This window comes from Pseudomonas sp. MN1F (assembly GCF_009391885.1).
Classification (GTDB): Bacteria; Pseudomonadota; Gammaproteobacteria; order Pseudomonadales; family Pseudomonadaceae; genus Aquipseudomonas.
In genome coordinates this window covers 271,072-293,845 of the sequence record NZ_VZII01000007.1, presented here as the reverse complement: position 1 = coordinate 293,845, position 22,774 = coordinate 271,072, and the positions used below count along the sequence as shown (strand labels likewise).

23 protein-coding genes and 1 other RNA gene are annotated in these 22,774 nt (G+C 63.2%); 19 read left to right on the top strand and 5 right to left on the bottom strand.

All coding sequences use genetic code 11. The features are described 5' to 3' along the window. Positions 1–29: 29 nt before the first annotated feature. The 5 genes from petA to F6X59_RS04230 all read left to right on the top strand — a co-directional run bounded on the left by petA (position 30) and on the right by F6X59_RS04230 (position 3,796). Positions 30–623 (top strand): ubiquinol-cytochrome c reductase iron-sulfur subunit, encoded by a 594-nt coding sequence (gene petA / locus F6X59_RS04250; protein WP_016395498.1) that lies wholly within the window; start codon positions 30–32, stop codon positions 621–623. Next, positions 623–1,834 carry a cytochrome bc complex cytochrome b subunit gene (locus tag F6X59_RS04245; protein WP_016395499.1) on the top strand — a complete coding sequence of 404 codons (1,212 nt, stop codon included), beginning with the start codon at positions 623–625 and terminating at the stop codon, positions 1,832–1,834. The genes petA and F6X59_RS04245 overlap by 1 nt, the downstream gene beginning before the upstream one ends. Next, positions 1,834–2,613: a cytochrome c1 gene (locus tag F6X59_RS04240; RefSeq protein ID WP_152954801.1), complete on the top strand. Its 780-nt coding sequence runs from the start codon at positions 1,834–1,836 to the stop codon at positions 2,611–2,613. The genes F6X59_RS04245 and F6X59_RS04240 overlap by 1 nt, the downstream gene beginning before the upstream one ends. A 117-nt stretch (positions 2,614–2,730) precedes the next feature. Continuing rightward, the gene (locus F6X59_RS04235; RefSeq protein ID WP_152954799.1) at positions 2,731–3,354 is read left to right on the top strand and encodes a glutathione S-transferase N-terminal domain-containing protein; all 624 of its coding nucleotides are present in this window, start codon (positions 2,731–2,733) and stop codon (positions 3,352–3,354) included. Between the two features lie 10 nt (positions 3,355–3,364). Beyond that, entirely contained in the window at positions 3,365–3,796 is a 432-nt protein-coding gene (locus tag F6X59_RS04230; RefSeq protein ID WP_152954797.1) for a ClpXP protease specificity-enhancing factor, read from the top strand. Between the two features lie 52 nt (positions 3,797–3,848). On the opposite strand, the gene F6X59_RS04225 is transcribed toward F6X59_RS04230, so the two are convergent. The 5 genes from F6X59_RS04225 to F6X59_RS04205 form a co-directional block, all read right to left on the bottom strand. Next, a complete protein-coding gene (locus tag F6X59_RS04225) occupies positions 3,849–4,067 on the bottom strand; it encodes a YgdI/YgdR family lipoprotein (RefSeq protein WP_103449214.1) in 219 nt (72 codons plus the stop codon). A gap of 79 nt (positions 4,068–4,146) precedes the next feature. Next, positions 4,147–4,725, bottom strand: coding sequence for a BON domain-containing protein (locus F6X59_RS04220; RefSeq protein ID WP_152954795.1), 579 nt, complete (start codon positions 4,723–4,725; stop codon positions 4,147–4,149). Then, positions 4,722–5,315 (bottom strand): phosphoheptose isomerase, encoded by a 594-nt coding sequence (locus F6X59_RS04215; RefSeq protein WP_008097558.1) that lies wholly within the window; start codon positions 5,313–5,315, stop codon positions 4,722–4,724. The genes F6X59_RS04220 and F6X59_RS04215 overlap by 4 nt, the downstream gene beginning before the upstream one ends. An 86-nt stretch (positions 5,316–5,401) precedes the next feature. Next, positions 5,402–5,773 (bottom strand): YraN family protein, encoded by a 372-nt coding sequence (locus F6X59_RS04210; protein ID WP_110635776.1) that lies wholly within the window; start codon positions 5,771–5,773, stop codon positions 5,402–5,404. Next, entirely contained in the window at positions 5,773–7,590 is a 1,818-nt protein-coding gene (locus tag F6X59_RS04205; protein WP_152954793.1) for a penicillin-binding protein activator, read from the bottom strand. Before F6X59_RS04205 ends, F6X59_RS04210 begins: the two co-directional genes overlap by 1 nt. Before the next feature lie 221 nt (positions 7,591–7,811). Between F6X59_RS04205 and rsmI the strand changes: the two genes are divergently transcribed. The 14 genes from rsmI (at position 7,812) to F6X59_RS04135 (ending at position 22,769) form a co-directional block, all read left to right on the top strand. Beyond that, positions 7,812–8,654, top strand: a complete 843-nt coding sequence (gene rsmI / locus F6X59_RS04200; protein WP_152954905.1) for a 16S rRNA (cytidine(1402)-2'-O)-methyltransferase — start codon at positions 7,812–7,814, stop codon at positions 8,652–8,654. Positions 8,655–8,721: 67 nt separating this feature from the next. Continuing rightward, positions 8,722–9,081: RNase P RNA component class A (gene rnpB / locus F6X59_RS04195), an RNA gene on the top strand. Between the two features lie 309 nt (positions 9,082–9,390). Beyond that, entirely contained in the window at positions 9,391–9,846 is a 456-nt protein-coding gene (gene mraZ / locus F6X59_RS04190) for a division/cell wall cluster transcriptional repressor MraZ (RefSeq protein WP_011535546.1), read from the top strand. After that, the gene (gene rsmH, locus F6X59_RS04185; RefSeq protein ID WP_372240295.1) at positions 9,843–10,790 is read left to right on the top strand and encodes a 16S rRNA (cytosine(1402)-N(4))-methyltransferase RsmH; all 948 of its coding nucleotides are present in this window, start codon (positions 9,843–9,845) and stop codon (positions 10,788–10,790) included. Before mraZ ends, rsmH begins: the two co-directional genes overlap by 4 nt. Continuing rightward, the gene (gene ftsL / locus F6X59_RS04180; RefSeq protein WP_261941472.1) at positions 10,787–11,080 is read left to right on the top strand and encodes a cell division protein FtsL; all 294 of its coding nucleotides are present in this window, start codon (positions 10,787–10,789) and stop codon (positions 11,078–11,080) included. Before rsmH ends, ftsL begins: the two co-directional genes overlap by 4 nt. Continuing rightward, complete coding sequence (locus F6X59_RS04175) at positions 11,080–12,813, top strand: penicillin-binding protein 2 (RefSeq protein ID WP_178120029.1); 1,734 nt, start codon at positions 11,080–11,082, stop codon at positions 12,811–12,813. The genes ftsL and F6X59_RS04175 overlap by 1 nt, the downstream gene beginning before the upstream one ends. Then, positions 12,810–14,300 (top strand): UDP-N-acetylmuramoyl-L-alanyl-D-glutamate--2,6-diaminopimelate ligase, encoded by a 1,491-nt coding sequence (locus tag F6X59_RS04170; RefSeq protein WP_372240294.1) that lies wholly within the window; start codon positions 12,810–12,812, stop codon positions 14,298–14,300. The genes F6X59_RS04175 and F6X59_RS04170 overlap by 4 nt, the downstream gene beginning before the upstream one ends. Then, positions 14,293–15,660: a UDP-N-acetylmuramoyl-tripeptide--D-alanyl-D-alanine ligase gene (gene murF, locus F6X59_RS04165; protein ID WP_152954787.1), complete on the top strand. Its 1,368-nt coding sequence runs from the start codon at positions 14,293–14,295 to the stop codon at positions 15,658–15,660. Before F6X59_RS04170 ends, murF begins: the two co-directional genes overlap by 8 nt. Further along, positions 15,660–16,742, top strand: a complete 1,083-nt coding sequence (mraY, locus tag F6X59_RS04160) for a phospho-N-acetylmuramoyl-pentapeptide-transferase (protein WP_054884625.1) — start codon at positions 15,660–15,662, stop codon at positions 16,740–16,742. Before murF ends, mraY begins: the two co-directional genes overlap by 1 nt. A 6-nt stretch (positions 16,743–16,748) precedes the next feature. Further along, positions 16,749–18,095 carry a UDP-N-acetylmuramoyl-L-alanine--D-glutamate ligase gene (gene murD, locus F6X59_RS04155; RefSeq protein WP_372240293.1) on the top strand — a complete coding sequence of 449 codons (1,347 nt, stop codon included), beginning with the start codon at positions 16,749–16,751 and terminating at the stop codon, positions 18,093–18,095. Then, the gene (gene ftsW / locus F6X59_RS04150; RefSeq protein ID WP_152954785.1) at positions 18,092–19,306 is read left to right on the top strand and encodes a putative lipid II flippase FtsW; all 1,215 of its coding nucleotides are present in this window, start codon (positions 18,092–18,094) and stop codon (positions 19,304–19,306) included. The genes murD and ftsW overlap by 4 nt, the downstream gene beginning before the upstream one ends. Continuing rightward, on the top strand, positions 19,296–20,375 hold the full coding sequence (gene murG, locus F6X59_RS04145; protein ID WP_152954783.1) for an undecaprenyldiphospho-muramoylpentapeptide beta-N-acetylglucosaminyltransferase: 1,080 nt from the start codon (positions 19,296–19,298) through the stop codon (positions 20,373–20,375). Before ftsW ends, murG begins: the two co-directional genes overlap by 11 nt. Then, positions 20,368–21,816 carry a UDP-N-acetylmuramate--L-alanine ligase gene (gene murC, locus F6X59_RS04140; protein WP_110635803.1) on the top strand — a complete coding sequence of 483 codons (1,449 nt, stop codon included), beginning with the start codon at positions 20,368–20,370 and terminating at the stop codon, positions 21,814–21,816. Before murG ends, murC begins: the two co-directional genes overlap by 8 nt. After that, positions 21,813–22,769 carry a D-alanine--D-alanine ligase gene (locus tag F6X59_RS04135; RefSeq protein WP_152954780.1) on the top strand — a complete coding sequence of 319 codons (957 nt, stop codon included), beginning with the start codon at positions 21,813–21,815 and terminating at the stop codon, positions 22,767–22,769. Before murC ends, F6X59_RS04135 begins: the two co-directional genes overlap by 4 nt. Positions 22,770–22,774 lie beyond the last annotated feature (5 nt).

Here is a 22,774-nt window from a genome sequence, read left to right as displayed (position 1 = left end):
GGCCAAGCAAGCTGATGGGAGAGGACTGAATGAGCAATGACGGCGTCAACGCAGGCCGGCGCCGCTTCCTCGTAGCCGCGACATCCGTGGTCGGGGCAGCGGGGGCAGTGGGGGCTGCGGTACCGTTCGTGGGGTCATGGTTCCCCAGTGCCAAGGCGAAGGCGGCCGGTGCACCGGTGAAGGTCAATATTGCCAAGGTCGAGCCAGGGCAGCAGATGGTTGCCGAGTGGCGTGGCCAGCCGGTGTTCATCGTGCGGCGAACGCAGGAGATCCTTGGCAACCTGAAGAAGATCGAGGGTGACCTCTCCGACCCTCAGTCGAAGAGCTCGGTGCAGCCGACCTATGTCGACCCCGAGGTTCGCTCGATCAAGCCGGAAATCCTCATTCTCGTGGGTCTCTGTACGCACCTGGGTTGCTCGCCGACCTTCCGCCCGGAAGTCGCGCCCGCAGACCTCGGGCCGAAGTGGGTCGGTGGCTATTTCTGCCCTTGCCACGGCTCCCACTACGATCTGGCTGGCCGTGTCTACAAGTCGCAGCCGGCGCCACTCAACCTGCCAGTACCGCCGCATTCTTATGAGTCGGACGACATTGTCGTCATCGGCGTCGACCAGGAGAAAGCATGATGAGCAAGTTCATGGACTGGATTGACGCTCGCTTCCCCGCCACCAAGATGTGGGAAGACCACCTGAGCAAGTATTACGCGCCCAAGAACTTCAATTTCCTGTATTTCTTTGGCTCGCTGGCGCTGCTGGTGCTGGTCAACCAGATCGTCACTGGCGTGTGGCTGACCATGAGTTTCACGCCCTCGGCGGAAGAGGCCTTCGCCTCGGTCGAGTACATCATGCGTGACGTCGAGTACGGCTGGATCCTGCGCTACCTGCACTCCACCGGCGCTTCGGCGTTCTTCATCGTGGTCTACCTGCACATGTTCCGCGGCCTGCTCTACGGCTCCTACCAGAAGCCCCGCGAGCTGGTGTGGCTGTTCGGCATGCTGATCTACCTGGCGCTGATGGCTGAAGCTTTCATGGGCTACCTGCTGCCGTGGGGGCAGATGTCTTACTGGGGTGCCCAGGTGATCATCTCGCTGTTCGGTGCCATTCCGGTGATCGGTGGCGATCTGACCCAATGGATCCGTGGTGACTACCTGATCTCGGGCATTACCCTGAACCGCTTCTTCGCCCTGCATGTGGTGGCCCTGCCAATCGTGATTCTCGGCCTGGTGGTGCTGCACATCCTGGCCCTGCACGAAGTGGGTTCGAACAACCCCGATGGTGTGGACATCAAGAAGAAAAAGGACGAAAACGGCATTCCGCTCGACGGTATTCCGTTCCACCCGTACTACACCGTCAAGGACATCGTGGGTGTGGTGGTGTTCCTCTTCGTGTTCTGTGCCGTGGTGTTCTTCTTCCCGGAGATGGGCGGTTACTTCCTGGAAAAACCTAATTTCGAGCAGGCGAACGCATTCAAGACGCCCGAGCATATCGCCCCGGTGTGGTACTTCACGCCGTTCTACGCGATCCTGCGAGCGGTGCCTGACAAGCTCATGGGCGTAATCGCCATGGGCGCCGCCATTGCCGTGTTGTTCGTGCTGCCCTGGCTCGACCGCAGCCCGGTGCGCTCCATGCGCTACAAGGGCTGGATCAGCAAGGTCTTCCTGCTGGTGTTCTGCATTGCCTTCGTCATCCTCGGCATCCTCGGCGTACTGGCGCCTACGCCTGGGCGTACCTTGCTGTCGCAGGTGTGCACGGTGCTGTACTTCGCCTACTTCCTGCTGATGCCGTTCTACACAAGGCTCGAGAAGACCAAACCGGTTCCGGAAAGGGTGACTGGCTGATGAAAAAGTTGATTGCAGTATTTTTGCTGGCAGTGATGCCTGCCTTTGCCTTCGCTGCCGAACATGGCCTGGAGCTGGACAAGGTCGATATCGACCTGACCGACAAGGCGGCCATGCAGGACGGTGCGCGCACCTTCGCCAACTATTGCATGGGTTGCCACAGCGCCAAGTTCCAGCGTTACGAGCGGGTTGCCGATGACCTCGGTATCCCTCATGAGTTGATGCTCGAGAAGCTGGTGTTCACCGGTGCCAAGATCGGTGACCACATGCAGATCGGCATGCAGCCCAGTGACGCCAAGACCTGGTTCGGCGCCGCGCCGCCCGACCTGACCCTGGTCGCACGGGTACGGGGTACCGACTGGCTGTACACCTACCTGCGCAGCTTCTATGAGGACCCGTCGCGCCCGTACGGGGTCAACAACAAGGTGTTCCCGAACGTCGGCATGCCTAACGTGCTGGTCGGCCTGCAGGGCAATCAGGTGGTTGGCTGCAAACAGGTGCAGATGGTGGTCGATGGCAAGAAGCAATTCGACCCATTGACGGGTAGCCCGCTCACCCATGAAGCCTGTGACCAGCTGACCATTACGCCGAATTCCGGTACCCTGAACGCCGAGCAGTTCGACGAGAAGGTCAAGAACCTGGTGACCTTCCTGGCCTATTCGGCCAACCCGGTCAAACTGGAAAGCCAGCGCATCGGTACCTACGTGTTGCTGTACCTGGCTTTCTTCTTCGTATTTGCCTACTTGCTCAAGCGCGAATACTGGAAGGACGTGCACTGATCACGCAGTAATTTCTGGTAGTCGAACGCGCCCGCGGGGCACTGGCAAATATGCCAGTGCCCCGCGGGCGCGTTTTCATTTAGAGTTTTACAAGCATCCCCTGCGAGGAGGCGCTACATGGGCGCAACCAACCGGTTAGCCTGTTATTCCGACCCTGCTGACCATTATTCTCATCGGGTACGCCTCGTGCTCGCCGAGAAGGGCGTCAGCGTGCAGGTCATTGACGTCGACCCTGCGCGCCTGCCACCCAGGCTGGCAGAGGTGAACCCTTACGGCAGCGTGCCGACCCTGGTCGATCGTGATCTGGCGTTGTATGAGTCGACCGTGGTGATGGAATACCTCGAGGAGCGTTATCCACATCCGCCGCTGATGCCGGTGTACCCGGTGGCGCGTGGCAACAGCCGTCTGCTGATGCATCGCATTCAGCGTGACTGGTGCGCGCTCGCGGATACCATTCTCGACCCGCGCAGCGCTGAGGCGGCCCGTACCGAGGCACGCAAGGCGCTGCGCGAAAGCCTGACCGGCGTCTCGCCGCTGTTTGGCGAGTTTGCCTGCTTCATGAGTGAGGAGCAAAGTCTGGTCGACTGTTGTCTATTGCCCATACTCTGGCGTTTGCCGGTAATGGGTATCGAATTACCGCGGCAGGCCAAGCCGCTGCTGGAATACATGGAGCGACAGTTCGTCCGCGAGCCTTTCCAGGCGAGCCTGTCCTCTGTTGAACGTGAAATGCGCAAGCTTTAAGGAGCCGTTGATGAACTCCAGTCGCCCCTACCTGGTTCGAGCGCTGTATGAGTGGATCGTCGACAACGATTGCACCCCCCATATGCTGGTCAATGCCGAATTCCCGGCAGTCCAGGTGCCACAAGGTTTTGCCAGTGATGGCCAGATCGTCCTGAACATTTCGCCGAGTGCCGTGCGCAACCTGCACATGGATAACGACGCGGTGAGCTTCGAGGGGCGCTTCAGTGGCGTTGCCCATTCGTTGTTCGTGCCAGCAGGTGCCATCCTGGGTATCTATGCCCGGGAGAACGGCCAGGGCATGGTCTTCGAGTTGGAGCCACCGCTGATGGATGGCGATGAGCTGGAAGACGAAGGCGTCGAGCCGGATGACGATGGCCCGCCGCAAGGCGGTGGCCAGCCACCACGCCCAAGCGGGCGACCTAGCCTGAAGGTGGTCAAGTAACAAAAAAAGGCGATCCGTAAGGGTCGCCTTTTTCTTTGCCGCGAAGCTGCGCTTACAGGTCGCTGATGGTGCGGACCTGGTCCCGGTTGATGCGGGTACGCTTGCCGTCGAGCTGCTGGAACTCGTAGAAGCCCGAGTCCTTGTCGAAGTGCGGGGCGTCGACAGCCTGGATTTCGCGGCCGTCGTTGAGGGTGATCAGGCTTGGGGTGGAGCAGCCGGCCAGGGTGGCGAAGGTGCCGAACAGCAGGGCGGGCAGCAGAAGCTTTTTCATGCGGTATTTCCTGGAAATTGAACAGCTGGGGCAAGCTGCCGCCGATGCCAGCCAGTTGCTGGTCATGGCGGCAACTGAATCAGTCGATGTACTCGTACAGCTTGACGATTTTCTGCACGCCAGACACACCCTGAACAACGGCGGTGGCGGCATTGGCTTCTTGCTGGGTTACCAGGCCGAGCAAGTAGACGATGCCGTTCTCGGTGATCACCTTGATGCGCGAGCTAGGCACGGCATTGTCGGCGAGCATCTGGGTCTTGATCTTGGTGGTCAGCCAGGCGTCGTTGTTGCGCGCGAGGATGGAGGAGGGCTGCATCACCTGCAGCTCGTTGTGCACCTTTTTCACCCGCTGGACCTGGCTGGCGGTCTGTTCAGCCAGGCTCTTGAGGTCGGCACGCGGCGTTTGCCCGGCAAGCAGGACGATACCGTTGTAGCTGCTGACGACGATGTGCGAGCTCTTGTCCAGGTCAGGGCTGGCCTTGGCAATGTTGACCGAGGCCTTGGTTTCGATCAGTGAGTCGTCGATCTTGCTGCCGATGGTACGGGTGCCACGATCATCCTCGATCGGCGAGTTGCGGGTCGAGGTCAGTACCGAGCTGCAGCCGGTGACGCTCAGGCACAGAGTCAGGGCCATCAGGCCGAGGCGTATGGGGGTCATTCTTCACTCCCGAACAGTTGGCTGTCGATCAGATCGCACAAGCAGTGGATCGCCAGCAGGTGGACTTCCTGGATACGTGCGGTGACCGTCGACGGGACGCGGATTTCCACGTCCTCAGGCAGCAGCAGTGATGCCATGCCGCCGCCATCACGTCCGGTCAATGCTACGACAATCATTTCGCGATCATGTGCGGCCTGGATCGCTTGAATCACGTTGGCAGAGTTGCCGCTGGTCGAAATCGCCAGCAGTACGTCGCCGGGTTGGCCCAGGGCGCGGATCTGCTTGGAGAAGATTTCGTTGTAGCTGTAATCGTTGGCGATCGAGGTCAGCGTCGAGCTGTCGGTGGTCAGGGCGATGGCCGGCAGGCTCGGGCGCTCACGCTCGAAGCGGTTGAGCAGCTCCGAAGAGAAGTGCTGCGCATCGCCGGCCGAGCCGCCATTGCCGCAGGCGAGCATCTTGCCCTCGTTGAGCAGCGCATTGACCATGACCAGGCTAGCCTGCTCGATGTGCGGTGCCAGGATGTCCATTGCCTGTTGCTTGGTGTCGATGCTGGCCTGAAACAGCCGGCGAATTCGGGATTGCATGTCCATCTGGTGACCTTAAGTAGGGCGGTGGCCTTTGCTACGCGCAACAAGGACCAGCCCGCGAAACATAGAGCAAAAAAAACGGAGTGGGTTCAGCATTCGAAGGCGTTTTTCAGCCATTGAAGTGGCCGGCCTGCATGGTGGCTGCCCTGCAGGGCGACAACGTCGAAGCGGCAGGGGTAATTGGCCCAGCGAGACTCCTTCTGCAGGAACAGTGTGGCGGCAAGCACCAGCCGTTTCTGCTTGCGCCCGTCAATGCTGCCGAGGGCGCCACCGAAGTCCGCGTGCAGCCGGTAGCGGACTTCGACGAATACTACTGTATCGGCGTCGAGCATGACCAGATCAAGCTCGCCGCCTTTGCATCGCCAATTGCGCGTCAGCAGTTGCAGGCCTTGCCCTTGAAGGTACTCAAGGGCTTGGGTTTCTGCCGCCTGGCCGGCGCTGCTCGGCGATGCTTCGGGCATCAGTGCGAAGTGTCTGGCAGGCGCTTGACCTGGCCACCAGAGAACTCGGCCCACGGCAGCTGGCGCTCGATGCGCTGGCTGGCGTTGATGCTCAGGCTGCCGGACAGGCCTTGCACACGGTTGTCTGGCAGGGCCTTGAGCTGGCCCAGGCGTGGCGCCAGGCTGTAGGCGTCGACACCCATGGCGTAGAGGCGGCCGAGGCTACCTGCGGCCTGTGGCCACTGCTGCACCACCTGCTGGCGCAGGCTGTTGCTGGTGTCGAGCAACCATGGGGTTTCGCAGAAGCGAATGCCGTTCATGTCGTTGTACTGGTTGACGTCACCGCTGGCGCTGTACAGGTTCGAGGTGGCGTAGACCGGTACGTCACCGGCGTACTGGAAGTTCAGGGTCGGTTTGATCTGCTGCGCCTGCTGTGGGGTCGAGGCGAGGAAGATGAAATCAATGTCCTGACGGCGCGACGGTTGTGCCGCGATGTTGCCGCCCACGGTGCTCTGCAGGCTCTGGGCACGGCCTTCGCTCTGGCGCAGCTGGAACAGGTTGGCGATCTGCTGGGCCAGGGCGACCGGCTGGGCGATGCGCTCGGCGGCGATGATGGTGCCGCCGTTGCTTTCCCAGTCCTGACGGAAGGCGGCCAGCACGCGGTCACCCCACTCGCCACTCGGTACCAGGGCTACGGCGCGGACCATGCCGTCAGCACGGGCACGGCGTGCCACTTCGCGGGCTTCGTCCTCGGCGGCGAGGCCGTACTGGAACAGCTGCGGTGGTGCTTTCTGGCCGGCGTCGGCGTAGTTCAGGGCGAGGGTGGTGATGGGCAGCTGGGTGTTGCCAGCGAGCTGCTTGACCAGCGGCTTTTCCAGCGGGCCGACCACCAGTTGCACGCCATCGGCCTGAGCCTGGCGATAGAAGGCGTCCAGCGAGCCGATACGCGAGCTGTCGTAAACCTGCACGGCAGGCGCTTGCCCGCCAGCCTGCTGGGCCTGGAAGTGCGCGGCCATGAAGCCGTCACGCAGGGCGCGGGCAACGCCGGCCAGCGGGCCTTCCTGAGGCAGCAGCAAGGCGATCTTGGTCAGCGGCTGGCTGGCCAGTTCCTTGAGCTTGGTCAGGGCCAGCGGCAGCTGCTTGGCGGCCGGGTGGTCAGGATGCTGCTTGCGCCAGGCCTCGATGGCAGCCTGTTGCTGCTCGAGGGTGCCGGCGCTTTTCACGGCCAGCGCCAGGCTGGTCCAGCCGGCGAGGATTTCGTTGTTGGCAGGCTGTTGCAGCTGCTCGGCTGGCAGCGAAGCGACCAGGGCCCAGATCGCGTCATTGTTGGCGCTGGCAGCCTGGCCGCTGAGCAGCGGGCTCAGCAGCACGCGTTGCTGGGCGGCGGCCATGGCCTGGCCGTCGGCCTCGAGGGCGGCGGCGTGAACGCTGTAGGTGCGCACCTGCTGTTGCTCCGGCAGCTCTGCGATGTGTTGCAGGCTCGGGTGGGACAGCGCGGTCAGGGCGGCCTTGGGCTGGTTGCGGCTCATGGCCAGTTCGGCGCCGAGGGTGGCGGCGAAAATCTGCTGGGCCGGCTTCAGCGTGTCCATCGGCACCTGCTCGAGGATGCGTGCGGCGCGTGGGAAGTCCTTCTGCTTGTAAGCCAGGTCGGCAGCGCTCAGGCGCAGCAAGGCAGCGTCTTCGGCGGACTTGCTGGTGGCGGCCTTCTCGAGCAGTTGCTCGATGCTGGCATCCGGGGTGCGTGGCAGTTCGCCCAGGCTGGATGAGGGCGAGCTGGCGCAGGCTGCCAGCAGGGCAGCGAGGCAGAGGGCTGTGAACAGCCGCAGGCAAGCGATCATGTAAAGGTCCTGTTACTCGATCAAGTTGGCCGGCAATTGTACCCAAGCGGCGGCCGGGGCGCGATCTGCCGTTAGCAGAACCTTCACTATAGGTGGCTTGCGCAGGCGCGCCGATGAAGTTCTTTGCGCCCTGTTACCGGCGCTCGGGCTACAATGTCGCCTTTGATCCGAAAGGCAGGGTGTGTGCAGTGACTGATGTGGCCGGGGCTTCGAAATCCACCATGGGGACGCTTTATGTGGTCGCGACCCCCATCGGCAACCTTGATGACATGAGCGCCAGGGCGCTCAAGGTGCTGGCCGGTGTTGCCCTGATCGCCGCCGAGGACACCCGGCATTCGATCCGCCTGCTGCAGCACTTCGGCATCGATACGCCGTTGGCGGCCTGCCATGAGCACAACGAGCGCGACGAGGGCGGGCGCTTCATCACCAAGTTGCTGGCGGGTGAAGATGTTGCGCTGGTCTCCGATGCCGGTACGCCGCTAATTTCCGACCCGGGTTACCACCTGGTGCGTCAGGCCCGTGCCGCAGGTGTCAGTGTGGTGCCAGTGCCTGGCGCCTGCGCCTTGATTGCCGCGCTTTCGGCGGCCGGCCTGCCTTCCGACCGCTTCATCTTCGAAGGCTTCCTGCCAGCCAAGGCTGCTGGTCGTCGGGCGCGCCTTGAGCAGGTCAAGGAAGAGCCTCGCACGCTGATCTTCTACGAGGCGCCGCACCGCATCCTGGAGTGCCTTGAAGACATGGAGCTGGTGTTCGGCGGCGAGCGCCCGGCGCTGCTGGCGCGCGAGCTGACCAAGACTTTCGAGACCCTCAAGGGCCTGCCGTTGGCTGAATTGCGTGCGTTCGTCGCCGGCGACAGCAATCAGCAGCGGGGTGAGTGCGTGGTGCTGGTTGGTGGCTGGAGTGCGCCTGAGGGCGAGGATGCGATCAGCGCAGAGGCGCAGCGTGTGCTGGACCTGTTGCTGGCCGAGTTGCCGCTGAAAAGGGCCGCAGCATTGGCGGCGGAAATCACCGGTGTGCGCAAGAACCTGCTGTATCAGGTGGCCCTGGAAAAGCAGAAAGCGCAGTAGTGGCAATTAGACATAGTTCACGGTATCACTTGTTCTTGCGCGCGCGTGCCGTTAACCTTGTCGGCGGAGAGTCGATCGGACAGTCGCTGCCGTCTTTTGTTCCGTAAAAGATGGGGGAGGAAAGTCCGGGCTCCATAGGGCAGAGTGCCAGGTAACGCCTGGGAGGCGCGAGCCTACGGAAAGTGCCACAGAAAATAACCGCCTAAGCACTTCGGTGCCGGTAAGGGTGAAAAGGTGCGGTAAGAGCGCACCGCACGGCTGGCAACAGTTCGTGGCTAGGTAAACCCCACTCGGAGCAAGACCAAATAGGGTTCCATCAGGCGTGGCCCGCGTCGGAACCGGGTAGGTTGCTAGAGGCGTCCAGTGATGGCCGTCGTAGAGGAATGACTGTCCTCGACAAAACCCGGCTTACAGATCGACTCTCCACCTTTTCCTCTCCTGCTTGAATCGACAGCAGATCCCTCTTGGTAATACCAAAAAGATCTTACTCTTAATAATTCACTTTAACTTCGAACGGCATTCGTTTGAGTCGGTTTGATTTTTCTCGTGTTTTTTCCCTCCTGGCAGTCCTTTCTCCTTCAAATGTTGCGCTAAATCTCGGTCCTGTAAGGGTTTTCCTTATGAACGTGCCTTGACGGTGCAGCGGGCGGATTCCTATAGTGTGCGCAAGTGGCAGAAAGTGGGATGAAGTGGGTTTTCTGGCACAAAAAAGCTAACATTGTGGGGAATTGCAGCCGTGTTCCGCGGAGCCAACGCCGTCAGCCTCGATGCCAAGGGCCGTCTCGCCATGCCGAGCCGGTACCGTGACGAGCTCGATTCGCGTTGCAATGGTCAGCTGATCGTGACCATCGACGCCGTTGACCCCTGCTTGTGTGTTTATCCCCTCGATGAGTGGGAACAGATTGAAGCCAAGTTGCGTGCCTTACCGTCGTTGCGTGAGGAAAACCGCCGCCTGCAGCGTTTGCTGATCGGTAATGCGGTTGACCTGGAGCTCGATGGCAGTGGGCGTTTCCTGGTACCGCCCCGCCTGCGTGAGTACGCCAAGCTGGACAAGAAGGCGATGTTGGTGGGGCAGCTGAACAAATTCCAGCTGTGGGATGAGGATGCCTGGAACGCGGTTTCGGCAGCCGACCTTGCAGCTATCCAACAACCGGGCGCCATGCCCGACGATTTGCGTGACCTGATCCTGTGACCATAGATAGCGGCTTCAACCACATCACCGTCCTCCTCGACGAAGCTGTCGAGGCATTGGCCCTGCGCGCCGACGGTTGCTATCTGGACGGCACCTTCGGACGTGGCGGCCATAGCCGCCTGATCCTCAGCAAGCTCGGGCCGCAAGGGCGGTTGCTGGGCTTCGATAAAGATCCTCAAGCGATTGCCACCGGGCAAGCGCTGGCGGCCGAAGACGGCCGCTTTGTCATTGTGCAGCGCAGCTTTGCCGAGCTCGGCGCGGAAGTCGCCGAGCGTGGTCTGCACGGCAAGGTCAGCGGCATCCTGCTTGACCTGGGCGTGTCCTCGCCGCAGCTGGATGACCCTGAGCGCGGCTTCAGCTTCCTCAATGATGGCCCGCTGGACATGCGCATGAACCCGGATCAGGGCATCAGCGCTGCCGAGTTCATCGCCACCGCACCTGTCGAAGAAATTGCCCGTGTCTTCAAGGAATATGGCGAAGAGCGCTTTGCCGGGCGCATGGCGCGTGCCGTGGTCGAACGCCGCGAAAAGCAGCCGTTCACCCGCACCGCCGACCTGGCTGAAGTGCTCAAGGTAGCCAACCCGGCCTGGGAGAAGGGCAAGAACCCGGCGACCCGGGCCTTCCAGGGGCTGCGCATTCACGTCAACAACGAGCTGGGTGACCTCGAGGCTGGCCTTGAAGCTGCGCTCGATGCCCTGGAAATAGGCGGTCGTCTGGCGGTCATCAGCTTCCATTCGCTGGAAGACCGCATCGTCAAGCTGTTCATGCGCAAGCTGGTCAAGGGCGAGGCCGACAACCTGCCACGCAACCTGCCGGTACAGCACAAGGTCTTCGAGCCGAAGATCAAGCTGATCGGCAAGGCCCAGTTTGCCTCCGAAGCCGAACTCAAGGCCAACCCGCGGTCGCGCAGCGCCGTGATGCGGGTGGCGGAGAAGCTTCGGTGAGCCGGCTATTCGCCAAACCTCTGCCAGGCGGAAGCTTCCTGATGCTTCTGCTGTTTGTCGGTGTGCTCGTTTCGGCCATCGCCGTGTCTTACAGCGCCCACTGGAATCGCCAGTTGCTCAACACCCTGTACGGCGAGTTGAACGAGCGTGACAAGGCCCAGGCCGAGTGGGGCCGGCTGATTCTTGAGCAAAGCACCTGGACGGCCTCCAGCCGTATCGAGAGCCTGGCCTCCGAGCAGCTGAAGATGCGTGTGCCTGCGGCTGACGAAGTACGGATGGTGGCGCCATGATGAAGCTCGAAGGCGCACTCTACCCCTGGCGCTTCCGGGTAGTGATCGGCTTGCTCGCGCTGATGGTTGGCGCCATCTGCTGGCGCATCATCGACCTGCAGGTGGTTGACCGTGACTTCCTCAAAGGCCAGGGCGATGCCCGCAGCTTGCGTCACATTCCCATTCCTGCGCACCGTGGCCTGATCACCGACCGTAACGGCGAGCCGCTCGCGGTCAGTACCCCGGTCACCACCTTGTGGGCCAACCCCAAGGAGATGCAGGTCGCCAAGGATCGCTGGCCGCAGTTGGCCGCAGCCCTTGGGCAGAACGCCCAGCAACTGACCGAGCGCCTGACCCAGCAGGCCAGCAAAGAGTTCATCTACCTGGTCCGCGGCCTGACCCCGGAGCAGGGCCAGCACGTGCTCGACCTGAAAGTACCGGGCGTGTATGGCCTGGAAGAATTCCGCCGCTTCTACCCGGCCGGCGACGTGACCGCACACATGGTTGGCTTCACCGACCTCGACGACCACGGTCGTGAAGGTGTGGAGCTGGCCTACGATGAATGGCTGGCCGGCGTGCCCGGCAAGCGGCAAGTGATCAAGGACCGGCGCGGCCGGTTGATCAAGGACATCCAGGTCACCAAGAACGCCAAGGCCGGCAAGACCTTGGCGTTGTCGATCGACCTGCGCCTGCAATACCTGGCCACCCGCGAACTGCGCAACGCCATCGCCGAACAGGACGCCAAGGCCGGCAGCCTGGTGATCATGGACGTCAAGACCGGTGAAGTCCTGGCCATGGTCAACCAGCCGACCTACAACCCCAACAACCGCCGCAGCATGTTCCCGGCTGCCATGCGCAACCGGGCAATCATCGACGTGTTCGAGCCAGGCTCGACGGTCAAGCCGATTTCGATGAGCGCGGCGCTGCAGAGCGGCCGCTGGAAGCCGACCGACAAGGTCGAGGTGTATCCGGGCAGCCTGCAGATCGGCCGTTATACCATCAAGGACGTATCCAAGAGCGAGGGCCCGATCCTCGACCTGACCGGTATCCTGATCAACTCCTCCAACGTCGGCATGAGCAAGATCGCCTTCGATATCGGCGGCGAGGCCATCTACCGGGTCATGTCCCAGGTCGGCCTGGGCCAGTACACCGGCCTCGGCTTCCCGGGCGAGCGCGTCGGCAACCTGCCTAACCACCGCGAGTGGCGCAAGGCTGAAACCGCGACCCTGTCCTACGGCTACGGTGTGTCGGTTACTGCCCTGCAGCTGGTGCATGCCTACGCCGCGCTGGCCAACGACGGCAAGATGGTGCCGCTGTCGATCCTCAAGGTCGACAAGGCGCCGGAAGCGGTGCAGGCCATTCCGAAGGAAACCGCCGAAACCATCCAGGGCATGCTGCAGCAGGTGATCGAAGCACCACGCGGTGTGTTCCGTGCCCAGGTGCCGTTCTATCACGTGGCCGGCAAGTCCGGTACCGCACGTAAAGCCACCGTCGGCTCCAAGGGTTACACCGAAAACGCCTATCGCTCGCTGTTCGCCGGCTTCGGCCCGATGAGTGACCCGCGCTACGCCATCGTCGTGGTCATCGACGAGCCGGGCAAGGGCGGCTATTTCGGCGGCCTGGTATCGGCCCCGGTATTCAGCAAGGTCATGTCGGGCACCCTGCGCCTGATGAACGTGCCGCCAGACAACCTGCCGCCGCCAACTGATCCGCAGCAGGCCAGTGCAGTACCCGCCAAGGGAGGGCGTGGATGATGACAATGCCATTGAGCAAGCTTTTCGCCCACGCCAGCCGTGATCCGCTGATCCGTGAACTGACCCTGGACAGCCGTCAGGTGCGCCAGGGCGACCTGTTCCTGGCCGTGCCAGGTGCCAAGGTTGATGGCCGTGAGCACATTGCCGATGCGCTGTCTCGTGGTGCTGCGGCCGTGGCCTATGAAGAGCAGGGCGTCAACGTCCTGCCGCTCACCGACGTGCCGCTGATTCCGGTGAAGGGCCTGATCGGCCAGCTGTCGCAGATTGCCGGGCGCTTCTATGGCGAGCCTAGCCGCCAGCTGAGCCTGGTGGGCGTCACCGGCACCAACGGCAAGACCAGCGTCACTCAACTGGTGGCCCAGGCGCTCGATGCGCTGGGCCAGCGCTGTGGCTTGATCGGCACCCTGGGCACCGGCTTCTATGGCGAGCTGCAGAGCGGCCGCCTGACCACGCCCGATCCGATCGCCGTGCAGTCGACCCTCAACGACCTCCAGAAAGCCGGCGCCAAGGCCGTGGCCATGGAGGTTTCCTCTCATGCCCTGGAGCAGGGCCGGGTCGCCGCGCTGGAATTCGACATCGCGGTCATGACCAACCTGTCCCGCGACCATCTGGATTACCACGGCAGCATGGAGGCTTACGAGGCCGCCAAAGCCAAGCTGTTCGCCTGGTCGAGCCTGCGTTGCCAGGTAGTCAACCTGGATGACGACTTCGGTCGTCGCCTGGCCGAAGACTTTGCCCGTCGCCCGAGTGTCGACCATATCGAAACCCGGCTGCTCAGCTATAGCCTGGAGAACCCGGACGCTTCGCTGTTCTGCCGTGAAGCGCATTTTGATGATGATGGCGTGCGCGCCATTCTCGTCACCGCCCAGGGTGAACGCACCCTGCGCAGCCAGCTGCTCGGCCGCTTCAACCTGAGCAACATGCTTGCGGCGGTAGCCACGCTGTTGGCACTGGACTACTCGCTGGATGAGATCCTCAAGGTCGCCCCGCACCTGCAAGGGCCGGTCGGCCGCATGCAGCGCCTGGGTGGTGGTGACAAGCCGCTGGTGGTGGTCGATTACGCCCATACCCCCGACGCCCTGGAAAAAGTCCTCGAGGCCCTGCGTCCGCATGCGCACGGCAAGCTGCTGTGCCTGTTCGGCTGCGGTGGTGACCGTGATCGCGGCAAGCGCCCGCTGATGGCCGAAGTGGCCGAGCGCCTGGCCGACCGCGTGCTGGTCACCGACGACAACCCGCGTACTGAAGACCCGCTGCGCATCTTCGACGACATTCGCCCTGGTTTCGCCAAGCCTGCCGACGTCGAGTTCGTCGCTGGCCGTGGTGAAGCCATTGCTCACCTGATTGCCGCCGCTGCCGCCGATGACGTGATCGTCCTGGCCGGCAAGGGGCACGAGGACTACCAGGAGATCAATGGCGAGCGCCATGCCTTCTCCGACCTGATCGAAGCCGACAAGGCACTTGCAGCCTGGGAGGCGCCACATGCTTAAGCCCATGAACCTCAGCCAGCTGACCGGCGCCTTGAATGCGCGCCTGGTCAACGCCGACGCCAGCTTCACCGGTGTCAGCATCGACAGCCGCAGCGTTGCTGCCGGTCAGCTGTTCGTTGCCCTGAGCGGGCCGCGCTTCGATGGCCATGACTACCTCGCCGACGTGCAAGCCAAAGGCGCCGTCGCTGCGCTGGTCGAGCGCGAAATTGCCGATGTTGATCTGCCGCAGCTGCTGGTCGCCGATTGTCGCGTAGCACTCGGCCAGCTCGGTGCGCTGAACCGCGCTGCCTTCGACAAGCCAGTCGTCGCCATCACCGGTTCCAGCGGCAAGACCACGGTCAAGGAGATGCTCGCCAGCATCTTGCGCACCCGCGGCCTCGTGCATGCCACCCGCGGCAACCTGAACAACGACCTCGGCGCCCCGTTGACCCTGCTGGAGATCGCTCCGGAGCACAGCGCCGCCGTGATCGAACTGGGTGCTTCGCGCATCGGTGAAATCCGCTACACCGTCGGCCTGACCCAGCCGCAGGTGGTGATCATCAACAACGCCGGTACTGCCCACGTTGGCGAGTTCGGCGGCCCCGAGAAGATCGTCGAAGCCAAGGGCGAGATCCTCGAGGGCTTGGGCGAGGGCGGTATCGCCATTCTCAACCTGGACGACAAAGCCTTCGCCATCTGGAAGGCCCGTGCCGGTGCGCACAAGGTAATCAGCTTCGCTCGTGGCAACGATCAGGCTGATTTTCACGCCAGCGACATCGGTCGCGATGCCCGTGGCTGCCCGTCGTTCAAACTGCATGGCGCGGGTGAAACGGTAGACGTGCAACTCAATGTGCTCGGCGAACACAACGTCAGCAACGCCCTGGCCGCTGCCGCCGCTGCCCATGCCGTTGGTCTGAGCCTGAGTGGCATCGCCGCCGGCCTCAACGCCGTGCAGCCGGTCAAGGGCCGTACCGTGGCGCAAATCGCCCCGAGCGGTGTGCGGGTAATCGACGATACCTACAACGCAAATCCCACCTCCATGTGCGCGGCCATTGATATACTCCGCGCCTTTTCCGGGCGCACCGTTCTGGTGCTGGGGGATATCGGCGAACTGGGTCAGTGGGCGGAAGAAGGCCACCGGCAGGTGGGTGAGTACGCACGCGGCAAGGTTGACGCCGTGTATGCAGTGGGTTCCAACATGATTCATGCGGTCAAGGCGTTTGGCGCCAATGGCCGTCATTTCGCTACTCAAGCTGAGCTGATCGACGCCGTTCGCGGCGAGACTGCCAGCGAAACCACTATCTTGATCAAGGGCTCGCGCAGCGCTGCGATGGAAAACGTCGTGGCTGCACTGTGCGGTGCCAGCGGGGAGAAACATTAATGCTGCTGCTGTTGGCCGAGTATCTGCAACAGTTCCACAAGGGCTTCGCGGTCTTCCAGTACCTGTCCCTGCGCGGGATTCTTGGCGTACTGACCGCGTTGTCGCTGGCGCTGTGGCTGGGGCCGTGGATGATCCGTACCCTGCAGATCCGTCAGATTGGTCAGGCCGTGCGTAACGACGGCCCGCAATCGCACCTGTCCAAATCCGGCACCCCGACCATGGGTGGCGCACTGATCCTGTCCGCCATCGGCGTCAGCACCCTGCTGTGGGCCGACCTGTCCAACCGCTATGTCTGGACCGTGCTGATCGTCACCTTGCTGTTCGGTGCCATCGGCTGGGTCGACGACTACCGCAAGGTGATCGAAAAGAACTCGCGTGGCCTGCCGAGCCGCTGGAAGTACTTCTGGCAGTCGGTGTTCGGCCTGGGCGCGGCGGTGTTCCTGTACATGACCGCACCGACCACTGTCGAGACCACCCTGATCGTGCCGTTCCTCAAGGATGTCACCATTCCGCTGGGTATCGGCTTCGTCGTGCTGACCTATTTCGTCATCGTCGGCTCCAGCAACGCGGTCAACCTGACCGACGGCCTCGATGGCCTGGCGATCATGCCAACCGTGATGGTCGGTGGTGCGCTGGGCATCTTCTGCTACCTGTCGGGTAACGTGAAGTTCGCCGAATACCTGCTGATCCCGTACGTGCCGGGTTCGGGCGAGTTGATCGTGTTCTGCGGCGCGCTGATCGGTGCCGGCCTGGGCTTCCTGTGGTTCAACACCTATCCGGCCCAGGTGTTCATGGGTGACGTCGGCGCACTGGCGCTGGGCGCTGCATTGGGCACCATCGCCGTGATCGTGCGCCAGGAGATCGTGCTGTTCATCATGGGCGGCATCTTCGTGATGGAAACCCTGTCGGTGGTGATTCAGGTCGCCTCGTTCAAGCTCACCGGCAAGCGCGTGTTCCGCATGGCGCCGATTCACCACCACTTTGAACTCAAGGGCTGGCCTGAGCCGCGCGTGATCGTCCGATTCTGGATCATCACCGTGATTCTGGTGCTGATCGGCCTGGCAACCCTGAAACTGAGGTAGAAAAGCGTGTCATTGATCGCTTCCGACCAATTCCGCATCGTTGTCGGCCTCGGCAAGAGCGGCATGTCCCTGGTTCGCTTCCTGGCGAACCGGGGCATTGCCTTTGCGGTCGCCGACACCCGTGAGCAACCGCCGGAACTGGAAACCCTGCGCCGTGATTACCCGCAGGTGGAAGTGCGCTGTGGTGAGCTGGATGTGGACTTCCTGTGCCGCGCCAACGAGCTGTACGTAAGCCCGGGCCTGGCGCTGGCCACCCCGGCCCTGCAGCAGGCAGCGGCGCGTGGTGTGCTGCTGTCCGGTGACATCGAACTGTTCGCCCGCCATGCCAAGGCGCCGATCGTGGCAATCAGCGGCTCCAACGCGAAAAGCACCGTCACTACCCTGGTCGGCGAGATGGCCGCCAAGGCCGGCAAGCGCGTGGCCGTGGGCGGCAACCTGGGCACCCCGGCGCTGGACCTGCTGAGCGACGACGTCGAGTTGTATGTGCTGGAGCTGTCCAGCTTTCAGCTGGAAACCACCGACCAGCTCAACGCCGAAGTGGCCACCGTGCTGAATATCAGTGAAGACCACATGGACCGCTACAGCGGCCTGCCGGCCTACCACCTGGCCAAGCACCGAATCTTCCGCGGTGCCCGTCAGGTCGTGGTCAACCGCCAGGATGCCCTGAGCCGGCCGCTGCCGGTGGAAGGCCGCCCATGCTTCTCCTTCGGCCTCAACCAGCCGGACTTCAAGGCCTTTGGCCTGCGTGAAGTCGATGGCGAGAAATACCTGGCCTACGAATTCCAGGCGCTGATGCCGGTGCGTGAGCTGAAGATTCGTGGCGCCCACAACCAGAGCAATGCCCTGGCGGCCCTGGCCCTCGGCCATGCTGCCGGCCTGCCATTTGCGCCGATGCTCGAAGCACTGCGTGAGTTCAAGGGCCTGGCGCACCGTTGCCAGTGGATACGTGAGCGTAACGCCGTCAACTGGTACGACGATTCCAAGGCCACCAACGTCGGTGCCGCCCTGGCGGCGATCGAGGGCCTGGGCGCGGACATCGACGGCAAGCTGGTGCTGATCGCCGGTGGCGATGGCAAGGGTGCCGATTTCGCCGCCCTGCGCGAACCGGTCAACAACTTCTGTCGCGCCGTGGTGCTGCTTGGCCGTGATGCCGAGCGCCTGGCCGAGGCCCTGGGCGATGGCGTGCCGCTGGTGCGGGTCAAGACCCTCGATGAGGCAGTGCAGCAATGCGCCGAGCTGGCCCAGCCGGGTGACGCGGTGCTGCTGTCGCCGGCCTGCGCCAGCCTCGACATGTTCAAGAACTTTGAAGAACGCGGGCGCCTGTTCGCCCAGGCGGCGGGAGGGCTGGCATGATCTTCGGCATCCTCAAGCCGTATCCGTCGCCGCTGATCAGCGGCCGTGGCGTCGACCTCGACTTCGCCATGCTGGCCGGTTGCCTGGCGCTGCTGGGCCTGGGCCTGGTGATGATCACCTCGGCGTCGTCGGAAGTTGCCGCCGTGCAGTCCGGCAACCCGCTGTACCACATGTTCCGCCACCTGGTGTACGTGTTCCTCGGCCTTGTGGCCTGTGGCGCGACCATGCTGGTGCCGATCGCCACCTGGCAGCGCATGGGCTTCATGATGCTGATCGGCGCCTTCGGCCTGTTGGTGCTGGTGCTGGTGCCGGGCATCGGCCGTGAAGTGAACGGTTCGATGCGCTGGATCGGCTTCAGCTTCTTCAACGTGCAGCCTTCGGAGATCGCCAAGGTCTTCGTGGTCATTTACCTGGCCGGCTACCTGGTGCGCCGGCAGACCGAAGTGCGCGAAACCTGGATGGGCTTCTTCAAGCCGTTCATCGTGCTGCTGCCGATGGCCGCCCTGTTGCTGATGGAGCCGGACTTCGGCGCCACCGTAGTGATGATGGGGGCCGCCGCCGCGATGCTGTTCCTCGGCGGGGTGGGGTTGTTCCGTTTCAGCCTGATGGTGGTGCTGGCGGTGGCTGCGGTGTTCATCCTGGTGCAGGCGCAGCCATACCGGATGGCGCGTCTGATCACCTTCACCGACCCCTGGTCCGACCAGTTCGGCTCCGGCTACCAGCTGACCCAGGCGCTGATCGCCTTCGGCCGCGGCGAGTGGCTGGGCGTCGGCCTGGGCAACAGCGTACAGAAGCAGTTCTACCTGCCTGAAGCGCACACCGACTTCGTGTTCTCGGTACTGGCCGAAGAGCTGGGCGTGGTCGGCTCGCTGGTAACCATCGCGCTGTTCGTCTTCGTCACTATCCGCGCGCTGTACATCGGCCTGTGGGCAGAGAAGGCCAAGCAGTTCTTTGCCGCCTACATGGCGTTCGGCCTGGCGTTCCTGTGGATTGGTCAGTTCCTGATCAACATCGGCGTGAACGTCGGCCTGCTGCCGACCAAGGGCCTGACCCTGCCGTTCCTCAGTTACGGCGGTTCATCGTTGGTGATCTGCTGTGCCTGCGTGGGCTTGCTGTTGCGCATCGAATGGGAGAGTCGCACGCACCTTGGCAGTGAAGAGCACGAATTCAAAGAGAGTGACTTTGCCGAGGAGACCAGTCATGGCCGCTGACGGCAAGAACGTATTGATCATGGCGGGCGGCACCGGGGGCCACGTGTTCCCGGCCCTGGCCTGCGCCCGTGAATTCCAGGCACGCGGTTACACCGTGCACTGGCTGGGCACCCCGCGTGGCATCGAGAACGAACTGGTGCCGCAAGCCGGCCTGCCACTGCACCTGATCCAGGTCAGCGGCCTTCGTGGCAAGAGCAAGCTCTCGCTGCTCAAGGCGCCGTTCACCCTGCTCAAGGCGGTGCTCCAGGCACGCCGTATCGTGCGTGAGCTCAAACCGGTGTGCGTGGTGGGCTTCGGCGGCTATGTGACTGGCCCGGGCGGCGTTGCTGCGCGGCTGTGCGGCGTGCCGCTGGTGATCCACGAGCAGAACGCCCGCGCCGGCACCACCAACCGCCTGCTGCTGCCGCTGGCGGCGCGTGTCTGCGAAGCCTTCCCGGCGACCTTCGACGCCAGCGACAAGCTGCGCACTACCGGCAACCCGGTGCGCCCGGAGCTGTTCATGGACGCCGTGCGCGCGCCCCTGGCCGAGCGTCGCGCGCGCCTGCTGGTGATGGGTGGCAGCCTGGGTGCGGAACCATTGAACAAATTGTTGCCTAAGGCCCTGTCCGAAGTACCGGCGAATCTGCGCCCAGAGGTGTTTCACCAGGCCGGCAAGCACCATGCGCCAGCCACTGCCGAGCGTTACCGCGAGGCGGGTGTCGAGGCCCAGGTCGAACCGTTTATCAAGGACATGGCTCATGCCTATGGCTGGGCCGATATCGTGGTCTGCCGGGCCGGTGCCCTGACCGTCAGCGAACTCGCGGCGGCGGGCCTGCCTTCGATGCTGGTGCCCTTGCCCCACGCAATCGACGATCACCAGACCTACAACGCCCAATATCTGGCCCGGGAAGGCGCTGCCTTCCTCATGCCACAAGCGACAACTGGCGCAGCGCAACTCGCTGAACGCCTGAACGAGGTGCTGATGCAACCCGAGAAACTCAACACCATGGCTGGCACCGCACGGCGCCTGGCCAAACCTGCTGCAACCAGCACCGTGGTCGATATCTGCCTGGAGGTGGCCCATGGTTGAAAGCCAGAAAGCCATGCCCCAGCCGAAGATGGGCCGCATCAACCGCATCCACTTCGTCGGTATCGGCGGCGTGGGCATGTGCGGTATCGCTGAAGTGCTGCTGAACCTGGGCTACCAGGTGTCCGGTTCCGACCTCAAGGCGTCGCCGGTTACCGAGCGCCTGGAGTCGTTTGGCGCCGAAATCTTCGTCGGCCACCGTGCCGAGAACGCAGCCAATGCCGATGTGCTGGTGGTGTCCAGTGCGATCAACCCGGCCAACCCGGAAGTCGCCACGGCCCTGGAGCGTCGCATCCCTGTGGTGCCGCGTGCCGAGATGCTCGCCGAGCTGATGCGCTACCGTCACGGCGTGGCGGTTGCCGGTACCCATGGCAAGACCACCACTACCAGCTTGCTGGCTTCGGTGTTCGCCGCCGGTGGCCTGGACCCGACCTTCGTCATCGGTGGCCGCCTGACCGCTGCCGGCACCAACGCGCAGCTGGGCACCAGCCGCTACCTGATTGCCGAAGCTGACGAAAGTGATGCCAGCTTCCTGCACCTGCAGCCGATGGTAGCCGTGGTCACCAACATCGACGCCGACCACATGGCGACCTACGAAGGCGACTTCAACAAACTGAAGAAGACCTTCGTCGAGTTCCTGCACAACCTGCCGTTCTACGGCTTGGCCGTGATGTGCCTGGACGACCCTGTCGTGCGCGAGATCCTGCCGCAGGTCAAGCGCCCGACCGTCACCTACGGTTTCAGCGAAGAGGCCGACATCCGCGCCATCAACGTGCGCCAGCAGGGCATGCAGACCCACTTCACCGTGCTGCGCCGCGACTGCGAGCCGCTTGAGGTGTCGGTGAACATGCCCGGCAATCACAACGTGCTCAATGCCTTGGCCACCATCGCCATCGCCACCGACGAAGGCATCAGCGACGAAGCCATCGTCCAGGGGCTGTCCGGCTTCCAGGGTGTCGGCCGACGCTTCCAGGTGTACGGCGAACTGCCGGTCGATGGCGGCAGCGTGATGCTGGTCGACGACTATGGTCACCACCCGACCGAAGTGGCTGCAGTGATCAAGGCCGTGCGCGGTGGCTGGCCAAGCCGCCGCCTGGTGATTGTCTACCAGCCGCACCGTTACAGCCGTACTCGCGACCTGTACGACGATTTCGTCCAGGTGCTGGGCGATGCCAACGTGCTGCTGTTGATGGAGGTCTACCCGGCCGGCGAAGAGCCGATCCCCGGCGCCGACAGCCGCCAGCTGTGCCACAGCATCCGCCAGCGCGGCAAGCTGGACCCGATCTACATCGAACGCGGCGCCGAACTGGCACCGCTGGTCAAACCGCTGCTGCGCGCTGGCGACATCCTGATCTGCCAGGGTGCCGGTGACGTCGGTGGCCTGGCCCCGCAACTGATGAAAAGCCCTCTGTTCGCTGGCGCCAAGCAGGAGAAGTCGAAATGACCAGCGCCTACGAACAACTGCGCTCGACCCTGGACGTGAAAGCATTCGGCCGCGTGGCTGTGCTGTACGGCGGCAAGAGCGCCGAGCGTGAAGTGTCGCTGAAGTCCGGCGCTGCGGTGATCGACGCGCTGACCACTGCTGGTGTCGACGTGGTCGGCATCGATGTCGGTGACGACCTGCTGGTGCGCCTGCAGAGCGAGAAGATCGACCGTGCCTTCATCATCCTCCACGGCCGTGGCGGTGAAGACGGCAGCATGCAGGGCCTGCTCGAATGCTTGGGGATTCCCTACACCGGCAGCGGCATCCTCGCCTCGGCCCTGGCCATGGACAAACTGCGCACCAAGCAGGTGTGGCAGAGCCTGGGTATTCCGACCCCGCGTCACGCGGTGCTGGCCAGCGAAGACGATTGTGTTGCCGCCGGTACGGAACTGGGCTTCCCGCTGATCGTCAAACCGGCCCATGAAGGCTCCAGCATCGGCATGGCCAAGGTGGGCAGCGTGAAAGAGCTGGTCGCCGCCTGGAAGGATGCCGCCCATTACGATTCGCAAGTCCTGGTCGAGCAATGGATCCACGGCCCGGAGTTCACCATCGCCGTTCTGCGTGGCCAGGTGCTGCCGCCGATCGCCCTGGGCACACCGCACGTGTTCTACGACTACGACGCCAAGTACATCGCCAATGACACCCAGTACCGCATCCCGTGCGGCCTGGACAGTGCCAAGGAGCAGGAACTGATCGACCTGACCGCGCGCGCCTGCGATGCCATCGGCATCGAAGGCTGGGGCCGGCTGGACGTGATGCAGGACGAGCAGGGCCGGTTCTGGCTGCTCGAAGTCAACACCGCACCCGGCATGACCGACCATAGCCTGGTGCCCATGGCGGCCCGCGCGGCCGGCCTGGACTTCCAGCAACTGGTGCTGGCGATCCTGGCTGAAAGCGTGAAGACGCGAGGTTAACCATC